Genomic DNA, 23,333 nt, shown 5'->3' with positions numbered 1-23,333 from the left:
TAGTATTAAAGGAGGACAATATGTTAATAAAAAACGCAAAATTAAGAAACAATGATAAATTAGTAGACATATTAATAGAAAATGGAAAAATAACTAAAATAGAGGAAAGTATAGAAGCAAATGGTGCTGAAACTATCGATGCTAAAGGATTCTTAGTAGTTCCTCCATTTATAGAGCCACATGTTCACTTAGATACAACTTTAACTGCTGGTGAGCCAAAATGGAATGAAAGTGGAACATTATTTGAAGGAATAGAACGTTGGTCGGAAAGAAAAGAATTCCTAAGTATAGAAGATGTGAAAACAAGAGCAAGAAAAGCGATAACATGGCAAGTAGCTAATGGTATTCAATTTATAAGAACTCATGTTGATACAACAGATCCTAACTTAACGGCAGTAAAGGCTATGGTTGAATTAAGAGAAGAACTAAAAGACTATGTAACAATACAAATAGTTGCTTTCCCACAAGAAGGGATATTATCATTCCCTAATGGATATGAACTATTAGAAGAAGCTATTAAGCTTGGATGTGATGTTATAGGTGCTATACCTCACTTTGAGTTTACAAGAGAATATGGAGTACAGTCTATAGAGAAAATGTTTGAACTTGCTAAGAAATATGATGTATTAGTAGATGTACATTGTGATGAAATAGATGATGAGCAGTCAAGATTTATAGAAGTATTAGCTACAAAAGCTTTAGAAAATAATATGGGTCATAAGGTTACTGCAAGTCATACAACAGCAATGCACTCATACAATGGAGCATATACTTACAAGTTATTTAGATTACTTAAGATGAGTGGAATAAACTTTGTAGCAAACCCACTAGTAAATATACATCTTCAAGGCAGATTTGATACTTATCCAAAAAGAAGAGGTATAACAAGAGTTAAGGAAATGTTAGAAGCTAACATAAATGTATGCTTTGGACATGATGATATATTTGACCCTTGGTATCCACTTGGAACAGGAAACATGTTACAAGTTCTTCATATGGGACTTCATGTATGCCAAATAATGGGATACAGTCAAATAAATGATTCATTAGATTTAATAAGTAACAACAGTGCGAGAGCACTTAATATAGTAGATAATTATGGTATAGAGGTTGGAAAGCCTGGTAACGTGATAATACTTCCAGCAGAGAGCGGATATGATGCTGTAAGAAGACAAGTACCAGTATATTACTCTATAAGAGAAGGTAGAGTAATAGCACATACTAAACTTAGTGAGACTACAGTATCACTAGGACAACCAGAAATATGTGATTTCAAAAGATAAATAGGATTCTCCCATAAGGGAGAGTCCTTTTTTTAGTGAGATTGTAATTGTACAGGATGCGAAACTAAACTTTCTCTGATATCATAGATATAGGATAATCAAATAGCTAAAAATATAAAATACAAGCGAGTGAAAAGGTGTTTAGAGAGCATAACTTTAATGTATGGGAAACTTATTGTGAATGCGGTAATGATTGCAGCATACTACAGAATAAACATCATCCTTGGGATGATACCAACTTCACAGTTAAATTAAAATGTAATGTTTGCGGAAATGAGTTAATTGTAGATAAAAAGAATGCACAAATATTTTATGATAACAAAATATTTTCATATTTTAATAATATATACGGTAGTGTTATTGATTTAGGATGCGGTGGTGGATTTCTAAGTCGATATTTAATATGCCAGCATAGTGTAGATAGGGTTTTAGGATTAGATATTGATAAGGATTGTACTCATGAACTATCAGATATAATAGGTCAAAATGAAAAGTTTGAGTTTATGGAATATGATGGACAAAATTTAAGAAAGTTATTTAATGAAAATAGTGTAGAATTTATGGTTAGTAGAGATGTATTTATGTTTATTGAGGATACCAATCAATATTTTGATGATGTATCGAAAATCGTAAAGAAAGGAATACGTCACATGGGATGGTATTCTGAAAATAACGAAAGAATGAAAAATAAGCTTACTCCACAACAAATTAAAAATGAGTATACAAAAAGAGGATGGATAGTTGAATCAGAATATCTAGATTGGTATAAAAGTGGATATTTTATTAATGCGTATAAGTAAATATAAATATTATAGTAAAGAATTATCAATACTTAATATAGGTATTTTAAAATAGTAGGGGGGATACTATAATGAAAGAGAAAAAATCCTATCTATATATAGGAATAGTTATAATAGTAATTTCTATTATATTTGGATATTCAAAATTCAAAGAATACAATACTATAAAGGATAGTTTAGTATTTTCAGAAGATAATATTGTTGCAGTTTGGAGAGTAAAAAAAGGTGAGGATATGCATGATTATAATTACAAATTGGAATCTGATAAAATAGATTACTTAAGTAATTTACTTTCCAAGGCTAAATTAATTAAAGCATCTGTAAATGATGGACCAAATGATAGACTGGGAAGTATTACGGTTCTCCTAGATGGAAGTCTTGATGGACCAGGAGTAAAGTACAAAAGAGGCATAACACTATTAAATATAAATACAAATAATGTATATGCTGTTGTGGAAGCAAATAGATTAAACGACAAAGGGGCATTTAATTCAAGAGGTTATATACAGAAATTTTACATTATAGAGTCAAAGGAACTTGTAAAGTTTATTAATGATAATACTTAAGAATTTAGTAAATGAGGTTATGTATATAACAATGACAATTTTAATTGTAATGAAGAGAAGAGCATTAGCTCTTCTTTTTGATTTTAATTCTACTTTTCTTCCCATCTTTAAACTCTATATTGACTAAGCGATAAGATTTATCTTATTTTATTTTTAAAGTTATTGAAGGAGAAATAATACTATATGGCGTATAATATTTGTATCAAAAGATACTATACGGCATATAATATATAAAAAGATATAGTAATAGATTTGGAGGGAGCATATGTCTTTTCAATTAGGCTCAACCTTACTAGATGCTTGTGTATTAGCAATACTAAGCAAAGAAGATACCTATGGATATATACTGACACAACAATTAAAAGAAGTAGTAGGCATTTCAGAATCAACATTATATCCAGTACTTAGAAGACTTCAAAAGAGTGAATATCTAACAACCTACGATAAACCATTTCAAGGTAGAAACCGAAGATATTATCAAATTACAAACTTAGGAATAGAAAAGCATAAAGAATATATGAATATGTGGCAAATTTATAAGGAAAGTGTAGATAAGATTTTAATGGGAGGAATAAAAAGTGAATAAAAATGAATTTATAAATTTATTAAACAAGAAGCTAAAAAAATTACCTGATTATGAACGAAAAGATGTAATAAGGTATTATGAAGAGTATTTTGAAGAAGCACAAATGAATGATGAGGATAATGTATTAAAAGAATTACCTCACCCATCAGAAATAGCATCACAAATATTATCAGAGTATGCAGTTAAAGAATTAAATAATAAAACAGTCAAAAACAAAATATCATCAGTTTGGTTTATATTACTAGCTTTAATTGTTTCACCTTTTGCTTTTCCCATAGCTTTACCAATACTAATATTTCTATTTGTAGCAATAATTCTTGTATTCGTATTTGTTGTAGTTTCAACATCATTAGTAGGCGCTGGGATTTCTGTGTTTGCTAGTGGAATAAGTAGTATTTTTTCAAATGTGGGAGTAGGTCTTATGTCTATAGGTACAGGAATAATAATGATAGGAATAATAGTATTAACTTTTATAGGGATAATTTATGCTATTAGTAAGTTATTTGATTTTATAGTTACTTCAACTAATAAAAGATTAAAGAGTAAAGAAGGAGAAAAAGAAAGTATACAAAAATAAATTGGAGGTATAGATAATGAAACTAAAAAATATCGTTAAAATAACATTAATAGCTATGGTAATAGGATTGATACTTACTATAGCAGGCTGTTCAATAAACAAAGGTTTTTCATTTGATAGTACAGTAGATACTAACATTATTAATATAAGCTCAATAGAATCAGAGAATGAAAAACTAGATAAATTTGTAAATATAGATATTGAATCAGAAGTAAGTAATATTAAAATAATACCTTCAGATGAATATAAAATAGAATTAAAATATATTAAAGATGAAAGTATTGTAAACTATGAAGTTAAAGATAATACATTAAAAATAAAACAAGAAAATTTGAAAAAAGTTAATAATAATATGGATTTATTAAAGGATGAATACAATTTAATTAAAATATACGTACCAAAAGGTTTTGTCATGGAAAACATAAATATTGTATCTAACGTAGGCAATATATCTTTAGATGAAATAAATTCAAATATATTAAGTGCAAGTTGTGATGTAGGAAATATAGAAATCAAAGATACTAATATAAATAAAAAATTAAATATAAGTAATGATGTAGGAAACATAGAAGTAAGTGGAAAAATTTACGGAGAATCAAATATTAAAAATAACATTGGAAATATAGATATTGAAGTAGATGAATACAAAAACTTGTATAATTATAAAATTAAAAATGAATTAGGAATATTAGAGCTAGATGGTAAAAACTATAAAAAAGAAGTTAATGCTGATAATAAATCTGAAAATAATCTTATCATTAACTGTGAAACTGGAAGAATAGAGTTAAACTTTAAATAAAAATAATATTTATTGTTGACTTTGACGTAACGTAAAGCTTTAAACTAGTTATTGAGGTGATGTTTATGGAGTATACAGTAAGGGATTTAGCTAAGTTATCAGGGATTAGTAGTAGAACCCTTAGATATTACGATGAAATTGATTTGTTAAAGCCATGTAGAATAAGTTCATCGGGATATAGAATATACGGTGAAAATGAAGTGAATTTACTTCAACAAATACTTTTTTATAAGGAATTAGAATTACCTTTAGAAAAAATAAAGTCAATAGTAACAAAAGATGACTTTGAATGTAGCAGTGCTTTACATGAGCACAAAGAAAATATTTTAAAAAGACAAGAAGAATTAAAAATTCTACTTAAAAATGTAGAAAAGACAATAAGTTCTTTAGAGGGAGAATACAATATGAGCAATGAAGAAAAATTCGAAGGATTAAAGAAAAAAATGATTCAAGAAAATGAAGAAAAATATGGTAAAGAAATAAGAGAGAAATACGGAGAAGATTCGGTAAATGAAAGCTATAAAAAGGTTTCAAAACTATCTAAAGAGCAGTGGTCAGAGGTTGAAGCTTTAAGTTTAAAAGTTAACGAAACTTTAAAAGAAGCAGTTGAAACAGGAAATCCTGCAGGTGAAAAGGCGATGGAAGCTGTAAAACTTCACAAACAGTGGTTAAGTCACTTCCATACTTATCCGAAGGAAGCTCATATAGGTCTTGGTCAAATGTATGTTGACGATGAGCGTTTTACAAAGTACTATGAAGACAATGTGTGTAAAAATGCAGCCGTATTCTTAAGAGATGCAATATTAGCTTATTATGAAAATTAATTAAAAAAGACTATAATGTCGTGACTAAGATAGGAGCAAATGCTCCTATTTTTTTATTGAGATGCAGACTTACAGAGTAACTATTTTCTTTTTATACTAGAAGAAAAGGTAAAATTGGTAAATTATAATCAAAATATACATTTTTGCATATATTTTCTACATATTTTTATGATAAACTTCTAATTGCTACAAAAGTTACAAAAAAGTTACAAATATGGGAGGAAATTGTATATGATAAAAAGAAAAGCGATGATACCGATGGCAGCCATAATGATAATGTCAACAAATATTAATTCATTTGCTAACGAAAACGAATCAGTGAAGACTGATGAATATAAGGAAATAAAATTTAAGACAGCAACAGTTACACCTAATATTGGATTAAATGTAAGGGAAAGTGCAGGTATAGATGAAAACAATAAGCTATATGCAGCAGTAAAAGGAACAGAATTTGATATAGTTGGACAAGAAAGTGATTGGTACAAGGTAAAATTAAACAATGACAAACTTGGATACATACATTCAAACTACGTAGAATTAAATAATAAAGACATATATGTAGATGAAGCTAGAGTAAACTTTAGAGAAGAAGCTAACTTAGATAGTAAAGTATTTAAAGTATTAACAGAAGGAACAGAGTTAGAATTAATAGAAGAATCTAATGAATGGTTAAAGATAAAGGTTGGAGATCAAGTTGGATATATTTATGCCGACTATGTTACTGATGAAAAACCAGTAGTAGAAGTACCTCAAAAACCTCAACAACCAAACAATACAACAATAAACAATAGTACTAATGATAACAACAGTAATGCTAATACAAATAACGCTACTAATAATAACACTACAAATAGTACTAATAATAATGCAAACAATAATGCATCTAACAATACTAATAATGGGGCTAACAATAATAATAGCGCAAATAACAACAATAATAATAACCAAACATCAAAGCCTCAAGAAAATACTAAACCAGAGCAAGATAATAAGCCACAAGAAGATCAAAATAAACCAGTAGAAAATACTAATAAGCAATCTGCTGTGGTAAACTTAGCTTATGCTCAATTAGGTAAGCCATATGTATGGGGAGCAGAAGGTCCTAACTCATTTGACTGTTCAGGATTAATACAATACATATATAGAAATGCTGCTGGTGTAAATTTACCAAGAACATCTAAGCAACAATCTGGAGTAGGTACAACGGTAAGTCGTTCTAACTTACAACCTGGAGATTTAATATTCTCAAGTACAGATGGTAGTGGAGGCGTTAGTCACGTTGGTATATACGTGGGAGACGGTTATATGATACATGCACCAAAGCCAGGAGATGTAGTACAAAAGACTAGTATAAACAATAGTTACTGGAACAGCACATACTTATGGGCAAAGAGAGTATTATAATTTAAAATAACAGTTTAAAATAAACATTTATTTATAATTTAATCAGCAAAAAAGCTATGCATGCAGGTGTTAATATTTGTAAAGCATAGCTTTTTTAAGTTTAGAGGATTATAATAGTCTCATATAGAGTGATTAAACATAAAATGACATAATTTTTAAAATGAAGTATTTATACTTTGCAATATTGGTAACACTATTGTGGTAAGGAGGCTATAAATGATAACAATATTAATAGTTGATGATGAAGTTAAAATATGTGAGTTTGTACAAGCATACTTACGAAGAGAAGGCTATAATACATTGGTATCAAACAGTGGAAATGATGCTATTAAAAATCTAGAAAATAATAATATAGATTTAATTATTTTAGATAGAAAATTGCCTGATATTAGTGGAGATGAGATTTGTCAGTATATAAGAGAAAAATCAGATTTACCAATAATTATGATTACTTCAAAGGATCAATCTCAGGAAAGAATAGAAGGGTTTAAGCTAGGTTGTGATGACTATATATGCAAGCCTTTTAATCCAGAAGAGCTTGTTTATAGAGTGAAGGCAATGCTAAAAAGATGTAAGGTAGACAATGATAGTATAATAAGATTTAAAAATGGATTAGAAATTAATAAATCTAAACGTAGTGTAACATTTAATGGAAATGATGTAGATTTAACTAAAACTGAATATGATATTTTAATATTTCTATCATCAAATCCAGATAAAATATATACGAGAGAAGAAATATTATTTAATGTGATTGAGGAATCTGATGATAAGTTAGATAGAAGTATAGATAATCATATAAAAAATATAAGAAAGAAGTTTGAGGACAAGAACTTAAAAGGAAAAATAATTAAAACAGTTTATGGAGTTGGATACAGATTTGAAGAATAGGAAAAGAAAATTAATTTCTATCAATCGAAAGATAATCTTAAGCTTTAGTATACCTATATTTATTTTTATACTTGTTTTTTACATTATCATTAATATAGTTTTTAGGGAAAAGTTTGAAGCCTATGTTACATATAAACAAGAAGAAACTATTGAAAAGGCTGATATAAAAATACATAAGGCATATCTTAATGATAAGTGGAACAAAAGTACATTAATAGGTGTTGGAGATGAGTTGTTATCAAAAGGTATCCTTCTAGAAATATTAGGCAAAGATCAGAAATACATCTACAGCATAATAAAAGAAGATGAGTATAAATGCGAGAAAGTATTTTTAGATATTTTAAATAATATGAAAAAAGTTAAACCACTATGGGTAGGAAACTTAACCAGCAAGGTAACACCAATATATGATGATGAAAACATGCTAATTGGTTACAAAAAGCTCACATATTATGATCAGATAGTTTATATGTCAGAAGAATTAATATTTATAAGTACAATAAATAAAATACTGGTTATAGTAGCAATAATATCTTTGTTTAGTATTTTATTTATGACAATATTAATATCAAAACATATATCTTATCCTATAAAAAAAGTATCTCAGATAACAAGATTTATAGGTGAAGGTAACTATAAGCAGTTAGAATATGACGGAAATATAATTGAAGTAGATCATTTAATAAACTCAATAAACAATCTATCATCATCTTTAGAGTCTCAAGAGCATATTAGAAGTCGATTAATTACAGATTTATCTCATGAACTTTCTAATCCAATGACAAGTATTCATGGACATCTAAGAGCAATAATTGACGGAATTTGGGAACCAAGTAAGGATAGATTAGTAAGTATAGACCAAGAGCTATTAAGAATAATAGAGTTAATAGATAAATTAAAGAATCTAAACAAATTAGAAAAAGATCCTTTGAACATAGAGAACACAAATTTAAAAAATGTTACAGAAAATGTAATTAATAACCTAGAAGCTAGTGCATTATGTAAAAATATTAAAATAGAACATGAGTTAGAAGATTTAAATTTAGATGTAGATAAAAATAAGCTATCTCAAGTTCTTGTAAACATAATATCTAATTCTATTAAATATAGTTACAATAATACCAAAATATTTGTAAAACTCAATAAGATTAATGATAAGGTATATATATGTGTAAGTGACAATGGTAAAGGTATACCAAAAAAAGATTTGCCTTATATTTTCGAAAGGTTTTATAGAGTAGATAAGTCAAAAAGTGATCATAGCGAAGGTCTAGGCGTTGGTCTTACAATAAGTAAGGTAATAGTAAATGAACATGGTGGAGAAATTAAAGTTAGTAGTGATGTTAATAAAGGAAGTCAATTTACAATAATTTTACCAACAGAAAGTGTAGATAAGAAATAGTAAAGTAAATCTTATCTACGCTTTATTTTTATAGAGTCTAGGATAATTTATAAAGTAAAACCCTAAACTAACATATATTAATAAAATATTGTAAAAATTTTAAAAATATATATAATAGTATTTAACGAAAGAGGAGAGGTGTATTATGAGAAAATTAGACAGTATATTAGAATTCAATAAAGACTTTGTTATAAATAAAGATTATGAAAAATATATAACATCAAAAGATCCAGATAAAAAGATATTAATAATTTCTTGTATGGATACAAGACTAACTGACTTGCTTCCTAAGGCTTTAAATCTTAAAAATGGTGATGCAAAAATAGTAAAAAATGCTGGTGCAACAATAATGCATCCATTCGGAAGTATTACAAGAAGTATTGCTGTTGCAATATATGAATTTGAAGTTGATGAAGTATTAATAATAGGACATCATGGTTGTGGTATGTGTAACTTAGATACACAAAGTATATTAGATAAGGCAATAAAAAGAGGAATAAGTCTTGATACTATAAATACTCTTGAAAACGCGGGTAGAGATGTTAAGAAATGGCTTCATGGATTTGAATCAGTTGAAGAGTCTATAGAAGATAGTGTAAACACCATAAAAAATCATCCATTAATTCCTAAAGATATTATTGTACATGGTTTAGTAATTTGCCCAGAAACAGGTAAACTAGATGTAATCGTAAATGGATATGAAGACTAGAAAGAAAAATATTATTTAGATAAACTAAGCTAAGAATAGGTTATATTTACTATAAATATAACTTATTCTTAGCTTTTTAAATTTAATTAAAGTATCTAAAGATAAAGTCTATAAATTATAGAAATATAGAGAATTACAAAATAAATAGATAAACAAAGTAAATAAATAAAATAATGATCCTACATAATTATAAGAATAAGAGAAATGTTAGATTTGTTTAGAAAAATTTAAGATTTACATAACTTAAATTGTAAGATTTCTATGATAATATATGACTATAATAAATTTTGTAAAGGAGATTCCATGAATAAGCATAAAGTTTTAGTAGTTGATGATGAAAAAGAAATACCTGATGCTATAGAGAGATATTTAAGACCAGAAAATATTAAAGTTATAAAGGCATATGATGGAAAACAAGCATTGGAAGTATTAGAAAAAGAAGAAGTTAATTTAGTACTTATGGATATTATGATGCCAAAATTAGATGGTATAGAAGCCACTATGAAAATAAGAGAAGAAAAAAATATTCCTGTAATAATGATTAGTGCAAAATCAGAGTATAGTGATAAAATTCTAGGATTAAATATAGGAGCAGATGATTATATAACTAAACCATTTTACCCGTTAGAGCTAGTAGCTAGGGTAAAGTCACAGCTTAGAAGGTACACTGAACTAGGAAATAGTAAAAATGAAACAACGGAAGAAATACTAAAAATAGGTGGAATAACTTTAAATACAATGACTAAAGAGCTTCAAGTCGATGGTGAAGCAAAGAAAATTACACCTATGGAGTATAAAATATTAGAAGTTTTAATGAATAATCCAGGTAGAGTATTTTCAGCAGAAGAAATATATGAAAGAGCTTGGAAGGAACATTGTATAAATACAGATACAGTAATGGTTCATATAAGAAGGATTAGAGAAAAGATTGAAATAAATCCTAAAGAACCAAGATATTTAAAGGTGGTGTGGGGAATTGGATATAAACTCGAGGAAAGATAAATTAATAAATTTTATAAGTAAAACAAAAAAAATAAGAAATATAGTATATATATTATTAGCAATAAGTGGACTAATTTTAATACTATTTATACCTAATAAAATCAATGGATTTATAATAACCTTAAGTGTTTTTACTTTAATATTAATAATAGAAAACTTAACTAATGACTTTAAAGATATGATGATGTTTCAATCAGTATATGAAATCTCAAAGGACAGTGAAGATATAGTTGATATATTTGAAAAAACAAAAGAAACTAATGAGGTAGAGCCTATACTTAGTAAATCACATAGGAAGTCACTAGAGTACTTATATAAAATAGAAAAGCATATTCACAACTCAACAATAAAGACAATTCAAAGCGAAAATCTATCTAATGAAATTGTTGTGGAAGTATCTAAAAATCTAAAAAATCCAGTGGATAATATTTCTAAATATTTAGATGTTTTGAAAAATGATATTGAAAATACAGATAATGAAGAATTAGAAATTATAGACCAAATAGAAGAAGAAACAGGGGTATTAAAATATAGAATAGAAGAATTGTTTGAGTTAACTAAAGTTGTAACTGGAACAGTAGAATTAAATATTCAAAAAATTGATATTAAAAATTTATTGAAGCAGTCCTTTGCTGAATATGAAGATAACTTTAAAAATAAAAATCTTAACTTAAAAACAAATATGTGTGAATCTAAAGCATCTGTAAGTTGTGATGGTCAACAAATGTGGAGGGTTTTTGAAATATTATTAGATAATGTAGAAAAATACTCAAAAGAAAATAGCAGAGTTTATGGTGAACTATATAAAGAAGATAAAAATGTTGTTATAAGTATTATTAATATTTCAGAAAAAGAATTAAACATTGATAAAAATGAATTTCTAAGATTAATAAGAGAAGATGGTGAAACTAAAAAAATGGGTATTGCCATAGCTTCTAACCTGGTAAAATTACAAAATGGACAATTTGACATTATTATTGATGGAGATATGTTCAAAATAGAAATGAAGTTTGAGGATATTGATAATACAAATTAGAAAGAGGTAGGTAATGTTAGAGTATTATTTTTACGAAAAAAATGACATATATAATTTATTTGAAGAAGAAGACTTAAAGATAAGAAAAAAAATAGCGAAACCTTTATTTATTCAAAAGTTTAGTTGGATGTTTTTATTATCAATATACTTCATATATATATATGCATTTAATCATAATCAAAATATATTACAGATAGGTTTAATCACAATATGTATAGTACTTGTTTTTAACTTAGTAAGTATAATATTTAAGACTTATGAAGTTAAAAAAATTGAACTAGATCCAGACAATGAAGGAAGAAAAGTACTATATAACGTAATGGTATTTAAAAAGTGGTATTCCTTAATATTTCAAGGCTTAATGATACTATCAATATTTAATTATATAAATGGAGATAAAAGTTATGGAAATTTAATTATTATATTATTAGTTATTAATGTAATAAGACTTCTTTTAAAGCTTGGAGTAAATAAGTTTAGAATGAGCTTAATTAAATTTTCACTAGAAAACGTAATTGATGAAGTAGAAAGTTTAGAAAAAGAAATTATTGAATTTGATGAATATATAGAAGCTGGAGAACAAATAGAGGTATTATTTGGAACAAGATATAGCGTAATAGTAAAAGAAGTTAATAAACTGCTTAAAAAGGTTTTAGAATGTACATTAAAGGAAAAGAATAGTCTTTACAGTAAATCACAGCTAGTAAGTAACCTTTCTCATGATCTTAAAACCCCTTTAACATCTATAATAAACTCAGTTTATATATTAAAACACGATAAACTTAATGAAGATGAAAAATTAGAGCAAATAAAGATATTAGAAGAAAAAACAATAAGGCTAAAGACTTTAATAGAAAATCTTAATGAAGTAATTATGTCAGAGGAAAATGAAATTATATTAAATAAAGAAAACTTAGATTTATCTATACTTATTGATGGCTGTATAAATAGTTTTAAACAAAAGCTTGAAGAAGCAAATCTTAATATAAAAATTAATAAGCCAGACGATGAGGTAATAGCATACTTAGATAAAGACAAGACAATAAGAATCTTTGAAAACTTAATATCAAACATTATTAAGTATTCATTAGAAGATACAAGAGTATACGTAGACATAATACAAGAGGAAGACAGTATTAAAGTAACTTTAAAAAATATAAGTAAATTTGAATTAGAAGTAGATAAAAATACTTTAGGAAATAGATTTGTAAAAGGAGATAAGTCAAGACATAATGATGGCTATGGTCTTGGTTTAAGCATAGTCAATAACCTTGTAAGAGTTCAAGGGGGAAAAGTAGATATATTTGTAGAAGGTGATTTATTTAAAGTAGAAATAAACTTTAAAAATAAATCTACTACATTATTTATGGACTAATAAATACAATCAACAGGAGGAAAAATGAAAAAACATAAATTGTTTGATTTAGTAAAATTAACAAATCCATCAATCCACCTTTCTATTATAGGATTAATATTTTCACTTTTAAGTGCAGTGTCAGGTTTATTAATGCCTTTAATAGTTAAACATGTGGTAGAAAATATACAAAATGGAATATCTCCTAAACTAGTTATTGGGATAGGTATAACTTTAGTATTTTGGATATTAAGTAGTATATTATCAGTATACTTACTTCAATATGTAGGAATTAAGGTCGTAAAAAATATAAGAACAAAATTATGGAGTAAGTTATTACACTTACCAGTTAAATACTATGATAAAGAACACTCTGGAGAACTAATATCAAGAGTTACAAATGATACAGTGGTGGTTAAAGAGTTACTTTCTTATCAGATTATAGATTTTATCACTAATATTGTAATAGTAATTGGTGCAATAGTATTCTTATTTATACTAGATAAACCAATGACACTAGTATTAGTATTCAGCGTACCTATAACATTATTAATAGTTATGCCTGTAGGAAAGAAACTTTACAAAATATCTCTTGATGAGCAAGAAGAAATGGCAAAGTTAACAGGAAACTTAAGTCAAACACTATCTGAAATAAGATTAATAAAAGCTTATGGAACTGAAAATAATGAGTTTGAAAGAGGAGAAGATAACTTCAAAAACTTATTTACTTACGGAATAAAAACAGCAAAAATCCAATCTATCTTATCACCTATGATTATGATTTTCTCTATGATTATGTTTATATATGTAATTGCCTTTGGTGCTTATAGAGTAAGTATTGGAGCTGTAACATCAGGTGAACTTGTTGCATTCCTACTTTATTTATTCCAAGTGGTTACACCTGTAGCTACTATTGGAGTATTTTTCTCGCAAGTTCAAAAAGCTAAGGGGGCAACTAAAAGACTATACGATATTCTTATGGAAGAAGAAGAAGATCTAAATGAAGGAAAAGAAATTGAGGATATAAATAGCGTAGAGTTTAAAAATATAGATTATTACTATGGAGATAAACAAGTTTTAGACAAATTATCATTTAATGTAAACAAAGGCGAAATAGTAGCACTAGTAGGGCCAAGTGGTGTAGGTAAATCAACAGTATTTTCAATTATTGAGAGATTTTTAAAGCCACAAAATGGAGAAATTCATGTAAATAATAATGATTTATATAACTACAGTATAAAATCATGGAGAAATAAAATAAGTTATGTTCAACAAGAGTGTCCATTATTAATAGGAACTATAAAAGAAAATATCACTTATGGCATAGATAGAAAAGTAAGTGATGATGAAATAACTGAAGCCTCTAAGCTAGCTGGTGCTTATGATTTTATTATGGAGTTACCAGAAAAGATTGAAACAGTAATAGGGGAAAGAGGTAGAAATATTTCTGGAGGTCAGAGACAAAGAATTGCCGTTGCGAGGGCAATTCTTAGAAATCCTAGTATATTGTTATTTGATGAAGCTACAGCAAGTCTTGATACAGAGTCAGAAAAAATTATTCAAGAATCTATCAACAAAGTAAAAGAAGGAAAGATAGTATTTGTAATTGCACATAGATTATCTACAGTAGTAGATGCTGATAAAATATTAGTGATGCAAGATGGTAATATATCAGGAAGTGGTACACACCAAGAATTATTAGAAAGTCATGAGTTTTATAGAAGCTTAGTAGAACAACAATTTTTAGACAAGTAAAATAGTAAACATAACAAATTAGTTTTCATATATATAAGTAACGTCTTATTATAGGTGAATGCTATGACAAAAAAGATTTTAATGATCATCGGTTTTATTATTATTACTTTATTACTTGCACTAAATGTCTATATGTCTGTAGATTCTAAGAGCATATTAGAAACAGCAGATAATAATAAATTTAATACACAAAGCATTGTAATTATGGATAAGTTTAGGCTTAGAATTAATGAAATGTGTCAGGCACATAAACTTTATTTGCTGACAGGTAAAGAAGAGTATAGAGCAAAGTATGAGAAAATACTAAATAATAATTATTTGTACATGGAAGAGTTATTGACAAAAGGAAGTATTACGGAAGAAGAAAGAGCACAAATTGCAAAATCCTTAGATGAATACTATAAGCTAGGATTAGACTCAAATACATTAGATTTAGACAACGGAAAAAGAAATGCAATAGAAAATGAGATGTTAAAGTCTAATATTACTCAACAAAATATACTAGCAAGCATAGATAAAATAGTAGAAGAAAAATCAAGGCTTGCAGAAGAAGAAAATAATATTATTATGTCATCAGCAACACAGCAAAAAAGTGGAGTACAGACTGTTAGTACAATAATAGCAAGTGTTGTATCTGCATTTATATATACATTAAAAAAATTAAAAGCAGATACGGGAAAAATTGATGAATTGTTAAACACTTTGAAAGATTTAATGAAAAAAAACACTGAAAGAGATAATGTTGATATAAAAAATATCGAAAAAGAAATATCAAACTGTGAACAAGAAGTTCAAAGTTTAAAAATAATATATAAACAGACATATAAGGTAGGTAATAATTTAAGTGAGGTTGAAAGAATAATTGATAGGATAGGGATTAAACTTGATGATTTAAAAATACAAATAGAAAATACACAAAATTGCTCATCTAAAGTTTCTAATATATTGGTTGAAGAAATAAATGGGAAATTAATAGATTTGAAAGTACTGTTAAGCAGTTTACCTATCTATAATGAGACTATAGCGGAACTATCAAAAGAAATGGTAGATAATTATAATAAAGAAAATAATAGTGATCACCATAATTAGGTGCTCACTATTATTTTTTACATATAATTTAATTTACGTTACTAATAATTTGATAAAAAATCCTTTAATGAATTTATATAAATTCGATAGTTCTTACATTATCAGGATCTATAGAAAAGTTACTTCCTAAATCTCGACCAGTCATAGTTAAGAATCCAACATCTTCGCCATTATTAAACATTTCTATCCAATCAAGCAAAGAGTTAAAATTTCTAACATTAGATCTATAAATAATTCTTTCAAATCCATTTTTATAAGTTACAATTACTGAATCAATTTTCAAATTTATCACCATCCTAAGTACTTTTATTTTATCTTATATACACATAAAATATCAATAATAAACAAAATTCAATGAAGATTAGAAGAGTATCATATTTATCATTATTTAGAAAGGTATAATTTTCAAAGAATTAACATTATCTTAATCCTATGTTTACAATATACACATATTATATAAGTGTAAAGATGTTATACAATAAAAAGAGAGGATTGATAATATGAATATATTAGATAATCATGTACACACGCATTTTTCAAGTGATGGAAAAGATAATATGGATGATGTAATAAAAGTAGCAATTAAGATGGGTGTAAAATATCTTACATTTACAGATCATCTAGAGTATAATGGCGAGAAATTCAGTCTAGACTTAGAAAAATATATTTCAACTATTTATAAATATAAAGAAAAATATAAGAAAGAAATACAATTACTTACAGGAATAGAAATAGGATATCAAAAACATATCAAAGATGATATAGAAAATATAGTTTCATCTTACCCTTTCGATTTTGTACTATGTTCAACTCATACAGTAGATAAAAGTCATGTATCACAACCTAAGTTTTTTGAACATAAAAGTAAAGAAGAGTCTTATTGGAGATACTTTGAAAGTATTATGGAGACTACTAGTAAATTCAAAAACTACGATTCTTATGGTCACCTAGATTATGTAATTAGATATGGAGGATATAAAGATAATAAAGTTATATACAATGACTATAAAGATGTATTAGATATAGCACTTAAAAATATAATAAATTCAGGTAATGGGATAGAATTAAATACTTCAGGGTACAGATACGGGTTAGATGCAATACATCCAAATGAAGATATACTTAGAAGATATAAAGAACTTGGTGGCGAGATAATAACTGTAGGTTCTGATTCTCATCAAGCAATTGATTTATGTAAGGATTTTGATAAGGCTTATAGTATGCTAAAATCCCTTGATTTTAAATATGTTTGTATATTTAAAGAAAGAGTAGCAAATTTTATATCTTTTGAAGAGCATAAGAAGATTTCTATTGCATAAATATATAATAGATTAATGTAGAAATACTCAAAAAGATTATTAAAAAAATATCAAAAAATTGTTGAAAGTTTAGAAAATTATGCTACTATTTAAATATAGTAAATATTTACAATAAATTAATAATAATGATAATTTAACCATGAAGGTTTATATGCTTAGAATGAGCATATTTATTTTCATGGTTTTTGTTTTTTTGCAAATATTCATAATACATAGGGGGAAATTTTATGAAACTAAAGAAATCAATATCGCTGTTCTTAACACTTATGTTAACTGTTACAGCATTAACAGGATGTTCTGGAAGTAGTGATGATAAAACTGAAACACCAGGTAATGAAGTAACAAATTCGAGAAGAGAAAAAAATGAACTAGTAGCTGCAGTAGCAGCAGAACCAGAGGCAGGATTTGATGCTACAGTTGGTGGTCATGGTTCTATAACAAAAGTATTTTTCTCTACATTATTTAAGAGGGATAAAGAACTAGGTATAGAAAATGACTTGGCAACAGGCTACGAAGTATCTGAAGATAGGTTAACATGGACTGTAAAATTAAGAGATGATGTGAAATTTACAGATGGCGAAAAGCTAACATCTGAAGACATAGTTTATACATATGAAAGTGCAAAAAAAAGTGGTTCAAGTATAGATTTAACAATGGTTGATAGTATTAAAGCAGTAGATGAGTATACAGTAGACTTTAAACTTAATCATCCTCAATCAACGTTTATAGAAAAGTTAGCCTCAGTTGGAATAGTACCAAAGCATGCTCACAATGATAGCTTCAAAGATAGTCCAATAGGCTCTGGGCCTTATAAGTTTGTACAATGGGATAAAGGTCAACAAGTTATAGCGATAGTAAATGAAGATTATTATGGTGAGAAGCCTCAAATAGAAAAGTTAACATTAGTATTTTTAGATAGCGATACAGCTTATGCAGCAGTAAAAGCTGGTGAAGTAGATATAGCTTCAATACCTGGTACTTTAGCAAATGATAAAGTAGAAGGAACTCAAATAATAAATATAGACAGTATTGAAACTTACGGAATAGAATTCCCAATGGTTAAAAGTGGAAAAACTACTGAAGAAGGAAATCCAATAGGTAATGATGTAACTAGTGATAAAGCAATAAGAGAAGCTTTAAACTATGCTATAAATAGACAAGAATTGGTAGATGGAGTATTAGAAGGATATGGTACAATATCAACAACAGGCCTTGAAAAAATGCCATGGTTAAATGAAGAAACTATATTAACTGGTGATGGTGATATAGAAAAAGCTAAGAAAATTTTAGAAGATGGCGGATGGAAAGATAGTGACAACGATGGAATAGTTGATAAAGACGGAGTTAAAGCTAAATTTGATTTATTATATACAGATGGACTATATAGACAAGCGATGGGTCTTTCAGTAGTCGAAGTAGCTAAACAAATAGGTATAGAGATTAAATTAGAAATGAGAACTTGGGATACTATTGAAACAGATATAAATTCACAAGCTGTATTATTTGGATGGGGTTCAGGAGATCCATCTGAGTTATATTACTTATATAGTAGTGAGGTTTGTGGAAAAGGAGTACCTTGGGATAATGCAGGATACTACAAAAATGAAAAAGTTGATAAATACATAGAAGAAGCTCTTCACAGTGAGAATGAAGAAGAAGCATTAGAATTCTGGAAAAAAGCACAATGGGATGGAGAAACAGGATTCTCAACAAAAGGAGATTCTACATACGCATGGTTAGTAAATGCTAATCACGTATATATAGCAGCTGAAGGATTAGATTTAGGTACACCAGTTGTGCAGCCACATGGAGGAAGAATATTAGATAATATTAATGAATGGAGCTGGAAGTAAGAATGAAAAATGTGGGAATATATATTATAAAAAAAATAGCAAAATTGGCTTCACTTCTTGTAGCAGTGTGTATTCTCACATTTTGCCTTATGGAAAAGTCGCCAATTGACCCAGTAACAGCATATGTTGGTGCTGACTTAAGTGTGTCAAAGGCACAAAGAGAAGATATAGCAGAACAGTGGGGGCTTAATAAGCCCCCTCAAGAAAGATTTATGTCTTGGTTTAGCTCAATTGCAAAAGGAGATTTAGGAACATCAATTATTTATAGAAGACCTGTAGTTGAAGTAATTAAGGAAAAGTTTATGGCATCACTATTACTAATGCTTGTAGCATGGGTAATATCAGGGGTTCTAGGCTTTGCAATGGGAATAATATCTGGAATTAATGAAGGAAAAATAATAGATAGGATAATTAGAGGGTATTGTTATGTACTTGTATCAACTCCAACCTTCTGGTTAGGAATACTATTTATTATGGTATTTGCAGTACAATTAAAAATATTCCCCGTAGGTTTAGGAGTACCTATAGGAGTAGTTGCAAGTGAAGTAACATTAAAAACTTCTTTAAAACACGTTGTATTACCAGCACTAACTCTAAGTGTTCTAGGTGTTGCTAATATATGTTTACATACTAGAGAAAAGGTTATTGATATACTTAACAGCGAATATATATTATTTGCAAAAGCAAGAGGAGAAAGTAAAAGAAGTATAGTATTTAATCATATTCTTAAAAATGTAGCATTACCAGCAATAACTCTTCAATTTTTATCTTTTAGTGAATTATTTGCAGGAACAGTATTTGCAGAACAAGTTTTCTCATACCCAGGACTTGGAAAAGCAACAGTAGATGCAGGAATAAAAGGCGATTTACCACTTCTTATGGGAATAGTTATTATAAGTTTATTATTTGTATTTACAGGAAATTTACTAGCAGATGTATTATATAGAGTTATAGATCCTAGAATGAAGGAGGAACAAGCTAAATGACCCAGCAAGCTGAAAAAATAGTATTAAGAGAAAAAAGAAAAATAAATTTTAATTTTGGTATAAGAGAAAAGACAATACTATCTATATTTGTATTTATAGTATTTTTAATAAGTATAATTACTTTAGGAAGTTTAATTTCAGAAGAACAAATAGGAGTAAATTTACTAAATAAAAACTTAGCTCCAAGTTCTACTCATATATTTGGAACAGACTGGATGGGTAGAGATATGTTTTATAGAACTATGAAGGGATTAAGCTTAAGTATGAAAATAGGTTTATTATCTTCATGTATAAGTGGAATTATAGCGCTTACACTTGGTCTTATGGGAGCAACACTTGGTAAAAAAGTAGATGCATGTATAACTTGGGTAATTGATTTATGTTTATCAGTTCCTCATGCACTAGTAATTATATTAATATCAATAGCAATGGGTGGTGGATTAAAGGGAATAGTGATAGGAGTTTCTCTTACTCACTGGCCATCTTTAACGAGAATAATAAGAGCAGAAGTTATGCAAATAAATAATTCTGATTATGCTAAAATCTCTAGAAACTTTGGAAAATCAAATATTTATATAGCCTTTAAGCATATACTACCTCACATAATACCTCAGTTATTAATAGGAGTAGTATTAATATTCCCTCATGCAGTGTTACATGAATCAGCTATTACCTTCTTAGGATTTGGTCTTGATCCTCATGAACCAGCAATCGGAATAATATTATCAGAAGCTATGAAATACTTAAGCAGTGGAAAGTGGTGGTTAGCATTTTTCCCAGGTCTATGTTTAGTAATAGTTTCAATGATGGTAGACACTATAGGAAAACAAGTAAGTAAATTAATAAATCCAAAGCTTTCGCATAAATAGGAGGACGCTATGAAAAAACCTATATTAACAGTGAAGAACCTTGGTGTTTCTTTTTCACAATATACTAAGGGTCTTAGAAGAAGAGATTTAAATGTCATAACAGACTTAGATATAGAACTTTATGAAGGTGAAATACTTGCAGTAGTTGGGTCAAGTGGTTCAGGTAAAAGTTTACTTGCTCATGCAATACTTGGAATACTTCCAAGTAACTCAACTACACAAGGTGAAATCATATATAAAGATGAACTATTAACACAAAAAAGAAAAGAAAAATTAAGAGGAAAAGAAATAGTATTAATTCCTCAATCAGTAAACTATTTAGATCCTTTAATGAAGGTATCAGAGCAAGTTAAAATATCAATAGAAGACAAAAATAATGCAGATATGATACAAAAAGGAATATTTAAAAAGTATGGCTTAGGAGAAAAGGTAAATAAATTATATCCTTTTCAATTATCAGGTGGAATGGCTAGAAAGGTATTATTATCAACAGCTCTAGTATCAAATACTAAGGTAATAATAGCAGATGAGCCAACACCAGGTCTTGATGAAAAATCTTTAAATGAAGCATTAGGTCATTTTAGAGAAATTGCAGATAATGGCTGTGCAGTATTAATGATAACTCATGATATAGAAGCAGCTTTAAAGGTAGCTGATAAAATAGCAGTATTTTACGCAGGAACAACTTTAGAAATAGCAAATGTAAGTGATTTTAAGGATGATGGGAAAAATCTTAGACATCCATATTCTAAGGCATTATACAATGCTCTTCCTCAAAATAACTTTAAGCCAATAAAAGGATCACAACCACTACCAACAGAACTTCCTAAAGGATGTTTATTTTATGAAAGATGCGATAAATCTGGTAGAGATTGTGAAAGTATAAGACCAAAGATAAGAGAAGTTAGAGATGGGATGGTGAGATGTTTAAATGCAACTTAGAGCAGAGAAAATTTGTTACAAATACAATAATAGCGATAAATATGTATTAGAAAATGTAGATTTTGAAATAAATAGTGGTGAAATAGTAGGTCTAGTAGCTCCAAGTGGATTTGGAAAAACTACTTTAGCTAAAATACTTTCAGGCTATGAAAAACCATGTAGTGGAAATGTAACTATAGAGGGTTCTGACAAAAAGAAAAGAGGGTATAATCCTATACAATTAATATTTCAACATCCAGAAAAATCAGTTAATCCAAAGTGGAAAATGGATAAAATATTAAATGAAGCTTTTAGCCCTTCAAAAGAGTTACTTGAGGATATGGGAATAAAGAATGAATGGCTAACAAGATGGCCAAGTGAACTATCAGGTGGAGAACTACAAAGGTTTTGTGTTGTAAGAGCATTATCCAAAGAAACAAAGTTTATTATAGCAGATGAGATGACTACAATGCTTGATGCAATTACACAAGCACAAATTTGGAAAGTAGTAATAGAGCATGTAAGAAAGAATAATATTGGCTTAATAGTAATTAGCCATGAAAAAGCATTAATCGAAAGATTATGTGATAGAGTAGTTAATTTAGAAAAATTTAAAGTCACTGCATAATATCTTTATACATAAATTAAATAAATTAAAAATAAGACCATGAAGGTTTATTACTTTTCATGGTTTTTTTGTACTTAGAAAAGGAGATCTTTATGAGCCAAGTAGATTTTTTCAATAATATAGCCAAAGAATGGGACAATATTATTGAAGTGAATGATGAAAAAATAAATATGCTATTATCAAAAATTAGCATTAAAGATGGAGAGAATATTTTAGACGTAGGTACAGGAACAGGAGTTTTAATTCCTTTTTTAAAGAGTTTAAATCCTAATGGAAATATTAAGGGAGTTGATATTTCTGAAGGTATGCTAACTGTCGCAAGGAATAAATTTAAAAATATAGCTAACTTATCATTTGAAGAAATTGATATTGAAAAAACATCGATGAAAGAAAAATACGACAAAATAGTTTTATATTCAATGTTTCCACATCTTCAAGATAAAACAAACGCAATAAAAGTATTAACAGAAAACAATCTAAAACAAGGTGGAAAACTTATTATTGCCCATTCGAATGGTAGAGAATACTTAAATAATATGCACAAAAAAGCTGATGAAAGGGTTAGTGAAGATAGATTAATACCAATTTTAAATCAGAAAAAGTTATTTGAGGAAGTTGGTTTAAAGGTAATTGATGCCTTTGAAAATGATGAGATTTATTACATAGTAATAGAAAATTAA

General features: G+C 27.8%; 24 protein-coding genes. 23 read left to right on the top strand and 1 reads right to left on the bottom strand.

What is annotated here, in order from left to right; genetic code table 11:
* Positions 1-20: 20 nt before the first annotated feature.
* The 16 genes from ACI48P_RS16180 to ACI48P_RS16105 all read left to right on the top strand — a co-directional run bounded on the left by ACI48P_RS16180 (position 21) and on the right by ACI48P_RS16105 (position 16,077).
* Complete coding sequence (locus ACI48P_RS16180) at positions 21-1,283, top strand: cytosine deaminase (protein WP_475217612.1); 1,263 nt, start codon at positions 21-23, stop codon at positions 1,281-1,283.
* Between the two features lie 137 nt (positions 1,284-1,420).
* A complete protein-coding gene (locus ACI48P_RS16175) occupies positions 1,421-2,083 on the top strand; it encodes a methyltransferase domain-containing protein (protein WP_475217611.1) in 663 nt (220 codons plus the stop codon).
* A gap of 71 nt (positions 2,084-2,154) precedes the next feature.
* Positions 2,155-2,649 carry a hypothetical protein gene (locus ACI48P_RS16170; RefSeq protein ID WP_475217609.1) on the top strand — a complete coding sequence of 165 codons (495 nt, stop codon included), beginning with the start codon at positions 2,155-2,157 and terminating at the stop codon, positions 2,647-2,649.
* A 265-nt stretch (positions 2,650-2,914) separates the two neighbouring features.
* On the top strand, positions 2,915-3,235 hold the full coding sequence (locus ACI48P_RS16165) for a PadR family transcriptional regulator (RefSeq protein ID WP_475217607.1): 321 nt from the start codon (positions 2,915-2,917) through the stop codon (positions 3,233-3,235).
* On the top strand, positions 3,228-3,812 hold the full coding sequence (locus ACI48P_RS16160; protein ID WP_475217605.1) for a DUF1700 domain-containing protein: 585 nt from the start codon (positions 3,228-3,230) through the stop codon (positions 3,810-3,812). Before ACI48P_RS16165 ends, ACI48P_RS16160 begins: the two co-directional genes overlap by 8 nt.
* Positions 3,813-3,828: 16 nt before the next feature.
* Positions 3,829-4,611 carry a DUF4097 family beta strand repeat-containing protein gene (locus tag ACI48P_RS16155; protein ID WP_475217603.1) on the top strand — a complete coding sequence of 261 codons (783 nt, stop codon included), beginning with the start codon at positions 3,829-3,831 and terminating at the stop codon, positions 4,609-4,611.
* 65 nt (positions 4,612-4,676) lie between these two features.
* The gene (locus ACI48P_RS16150) at positions 4,677-5,435 is read left to right on the top strand and encodes a MerR family transcriptional regulator (protein ID WP_475217601.1); all 759 of its coding nucleotides are present in this window, start codon (positions 4,677-4,679) and stop codon (positions 5,433-5,435) included.
* A 231-nt stretch (positions 5,436-5,666) separates the two neighbouring features.
* Complete coding sequence (locus ACI48P_RS16145) at positions 5,667-6,839, top strand: C40 family peptidase (protein ID WP_475217599.1); 1,173 nt, start codon at positions 5,667-5,669, stop codon at positions 6,837-6,839.
* Between the two features lie 216 nt (positions 6,840-7,055).
* Positions 7,056-7,730 carry a response regulator transcription factor gene (locus ACI48P_RS16140; RefSeq protein WP_475217597.1) on the top strand — a complete coding sequence of 225 codons (675 nt, stop codon included), beginning with the start codon at positions 7,056-7,058 and terminating at the stop codon, positions 7,728-7,730.
* The gene (locus ACI48P_RS16135) at positions 7,720-9,132 is read left to right on the top strand and encodes a sensor histidine kinase (protein ID WP_475217595.1); all 1,413 of its coding nucleotides are present in this window, start codon (positions 7,720-7,722) and stop codon (positions 9,130-9,132) included. Before ACI48P_RS16140 ends, ACI48P_RS16135 begins: the two co-directional genes overlap by 11 nt.
* A gap of 145 nt (positions 9,133-9,277) precedes the next feature.
* Positions 9,278-9,841: a beta-class carbonic anhydrase gene (locus ACI48P_RS16130; RefSeq protein WP_475217593.1), complete on the top strand. Its 564-nt coding sequence runs from the start codon at positions 9,278-9,280 to the stop codon at positions 9,839-9,841.
* 303 nt (positions 9,842-10,144) lie between these two features.
* Positions 10,145-10,843 (top strand): response regulator transcription factor, encoded by a 699-nt coding sequence (locus ACI48P_RS16125; protein WP_475217591.1) that lies wholly within the window; start codon positions 10,145-10,147, stop codon positions 10,841-10,843.
* Positions 10,818-11,879, top strand: coding sequence for a sensor histidine kinase (locus tag ACI48P_RS16120; protein ID WP_475217589.1), 1,062 nt, complete (start codon positions 10,818-10,820; stop codon positions 11,877-11,879). The genes ACI48P_RS16125 and ACI48P_RS16120 overlap by 26 nt, the downstream gene beginning before the upstream one ends.
* 13 nt (positions 11,880-11,892) lie before the next feature.
* Positions 11,893-13,254 carry a sensor histidine kinase gene (locus tag ACI48P_RS16115; RefSeq protein ID WP_475217587.1) on the top strand — a complete coding sequence of 454 codons (1,362 nt, stop codon included), beginning with the start codon at positions 11,893-11,895 and terminating at the stop codon, positions 13,252-13,254.
* A 24-nt stretch (positions 13,255-13,278) separates the two neighbouring features.
* Positions 13,279-14,988, top strand: a complete 1,710-nt coding sequence (locus tag ACI48P_RS16110) for an ABC transporter ATP-binding protein (protein WP_475217585.1) — start codon at positions 13,279-13,281, stop codon at positions 14,986-14,988.
* Between the two features lie 63 nt (positions 14,989-15,051).
* A complete protein-coding gene (locus ACI48P_RS16105; RefSeq protein ID WP_475217583.1) occupies positions 15,052-16,077 on the top strand; it encodes a hypothetical protein in 1,026 nt (341 codons plus the stop codon).
* A gap of 73 nt (positions 16,078-16,150) precedes the next feature.
* On the opposite strand, the gene ACI48P_RS16100 is transcribed toward ACI48P_RS16105, so the two are convergent.
* Positions 16,151-16,360, bottom strand: coding sequence for a hypothetical protein (locus tag ACI48P_RS16100; protein ID WP_475217581.1), 210 nt, complete (start codon positions 16,358-16,360; stop codon positions 16,151-16,153).
* 217 nt (positions 16,361-16,577) lie between these two features.
* On the opposite strand from ACI48P_RS16100, the gene ACI48P_RS16095 reads away from it, so the two are divergent.
* The 7 genes from ACI48P_RS16095 to ACI48P_RS16065 all read left to right on the top strand — a co-directional run bounded on the left by ACI48P_RS16095 (position 16,578) and on the right by ACI48P_RS16065 (position 23,333).
* On the top strand, positions 16,578-17,396 hold the full coding sequence (locus tag ACI48P_RS16095; RefSeq protein ID WP_475217579.1) for a histidinol-phosphatase HisJ family protein: 819 nt from the start codon (positions 16,578-16,580) through the stop codon (positions 17,394-17,396).
* Between the two features lie 227 nt (positions 17,397-17,623).
* On the top strand, positions 17,624-19,249 hold the full coding sequence (locus tag ACI48P_RS16090; protein ID WP_475217578.1) for an ABC transporter substrate-binding protein: 1,626 nt from the start codon (positions 17,624-17,626) through the stop codon (positions 19,247-19,249).
* Between the two features lie 2 nt (positions 19,250-19,251).
* Positions 19,252-20,235: an ABC transporter permease gene (locus ACI48P_RS16085; RefSeq protein WP_475217577.1), complete on the top strand. Its 984-nt coding sequence runs from the start codon at positions 19,252-19,254 to the stop codon at positions 20,233-20,235.
* Positions 20,232-21,104, top strand: coding sequence for an ABC transporter permease (locus tag ACI48P_RS16080; protein ID WP_475217576.1), 873 nt, complete (start codon positions 20,232-20,234; stop codon positions 21,102-21,104). The genes ACI48P_RS16085 and ACI48P_RS16080 overlap by 4 nt, the downstream gene beginning before the upstream one ends.
* Positions 21,105-21,113: 9 nt before the next feature.
* Positions 21,114-22,046, top strand: a complete 933-nt coding sequence (locus ACI48P_RS16075) for an oligopeptide/dipeptide ABC transporter ATP-binding protein (protein WP_475217575.1) — start codon at positions 21,114-21,116, stop codon at positions 22,044-22,046.
* On the top strand, positions 22,036-22,653 hold the full coding sequence (locus tag ACI48P_RS16070; RefSeq protein WP_475217574.1) for an ABC transporter ATP-binding protein: 618 nt from the start codon (positions 22,036-22,038) through the stop codon (positions 22,651-22,653). Before ACI48P_RS16075 ends, ACI48P_RS16070 begins: the two co-directional genes overlap by 11 nt.
* A gap of 92 nt (positions 22,654-22,745) precedes the next feature.
* Positions 22,746-23,333: a class I SAM-dependent methyltransferase gene (locus ACI48P_RS16065; RefSeq protein WP_475217572.1), complete on the top strand. Its 588-nt coding sequence runs from the start codon at positions 22,746-22,748 to the stop codon at positions 23,331-23,333.

It is taken from the genome of Romboutsia sp. LXY-2 (assembly GCF_056171995.1).
This window is presented reverse-complemented; position numbering and strand designations above follow the sequence as displayed.

Coding starts and splice junctions, on each gene's coding strand:
- ACI48P_RS16105 (WP_475217583.1), top strand. CDS start 15,052: ATGACAAAAAAGATTTTAATGATCATCGGTTTTATTATTATTACTTTA.
- ACI48P_RS16155 (WP_475217603.1), top strand. CDS start 3,829: ATGAAACTAAAAAATATCGTTAAAATAACATTAATAGCTATGGTAATA.
- ACI48P_RS16125 (WP_475217591.1), top strand. CDS start 10,145: ATGAATAAGCATAAAGTTTTAGTAGTTGATGATGAAAAAGAAATACCT.
- ACI48P_RS16165 (WP_475217607.1), top strand. CDS start 2,915: ATGTCTTTTCAATTAGGCTCAACCTTACTAGATGCTTGTGTATTAGCA.
- ACI48P_RS16070 (WP_475217574.1), top strand. CDS start 22,036: ATGCAACTTAGAGCAGAGAAAATTTGTTACAAATACAATAATAGCGAT.
- ACI48P_RS16065 (WP_475217572.1), top strand. CDS start 22,746: ATGAGCCAAGTAGATTTTTTCAATAATATAGCCAAAGAATGGGACAAT.
- ACI48P_RS16080 (WP_475217576.1), top strand. CDS start 20,232: ATGACCCAGCAAGCTGAAAAAATAGTATTAAGAGAAAAAAGAAAAATA.
- ACI48P_RS16090 (WP_475217578.1), top strand. CDS start 17,624: ATGAAACTAAAGAAATCAATATCGCTGTTCTTAACACTTATGTTAACT.
- ACI48P_RS16150 (WP_475217601.1), top strand. CDS start 4,677: ATGGAGTATACAGTAAGGGATTTAGCTAAGTTATCAGGGATTAGTAGT.
- ACI48P_RS16140 (WP_475217597.1), top strand. CDS start 7,056: ATGATAACAATATTAATAGTTGATGATGAAGTTAAAATATGTGAGTTT.
- ACI48P_RS16145 (WP_475217599.1), top strand. CDS start 5,667: ATGATAAAAAGAAAAGCGATGATACCGATGGCAGCCATAATGATAATG.
- ACI48P_RS16130 (WP_475217593.1), top strand. CDS start 9,278: ATGAGAAAATTAGACAGTATATTAGAATTCAATAAAGACTTTGTTATA.
- ACI48P_RS16110 (WP_475217585.1), top strand. CDS start 13,279: ATGAAAAAACATAAATTGTTTGATTTAGTAAAATTAACAAATCCATCA.
- ACI48P_RS16095 (WP_475217579.1), top strand. CDS start 16,578: ATGAATATATTAGATAATCATGTACACACGCATTTTTCAAGTGATGGA.
- ACI48P_RS16085 (WP_475217577.1), top strand. CDS start 19,252: ATGAAAAATGTGGGAATATATATTATAAAAAAAATAGCAAAATTGGCT.
- ACI48P_RS16180 (WP_475217612.1), top strand. CDS start 21: ATGTTAATAAAAAACGCAAAATTAAGAAACAATGATAAATTAGTAGAC.
- ACI48P_RS16115 (WP_475217587.1), top strand. CDS start 11,893: ATGTTAGAGTATTATTTTTACGAAAAAAATGACATATATAATTTATTT.
- ACI48P_RS16170 (WP_475217609.1), top strand. CDS start 2,155: ATGAAAGAGAAAAAATCCTATCTATATATAGGAATAGTTATAATAGTA.
- ACI48P_RS16075 (WP_475217575.1), top strand. CDS start 21,114: ATGAAAAAACCTATATTAACAGTGAAGAACCTTGGTGTTTCTTTTTCA.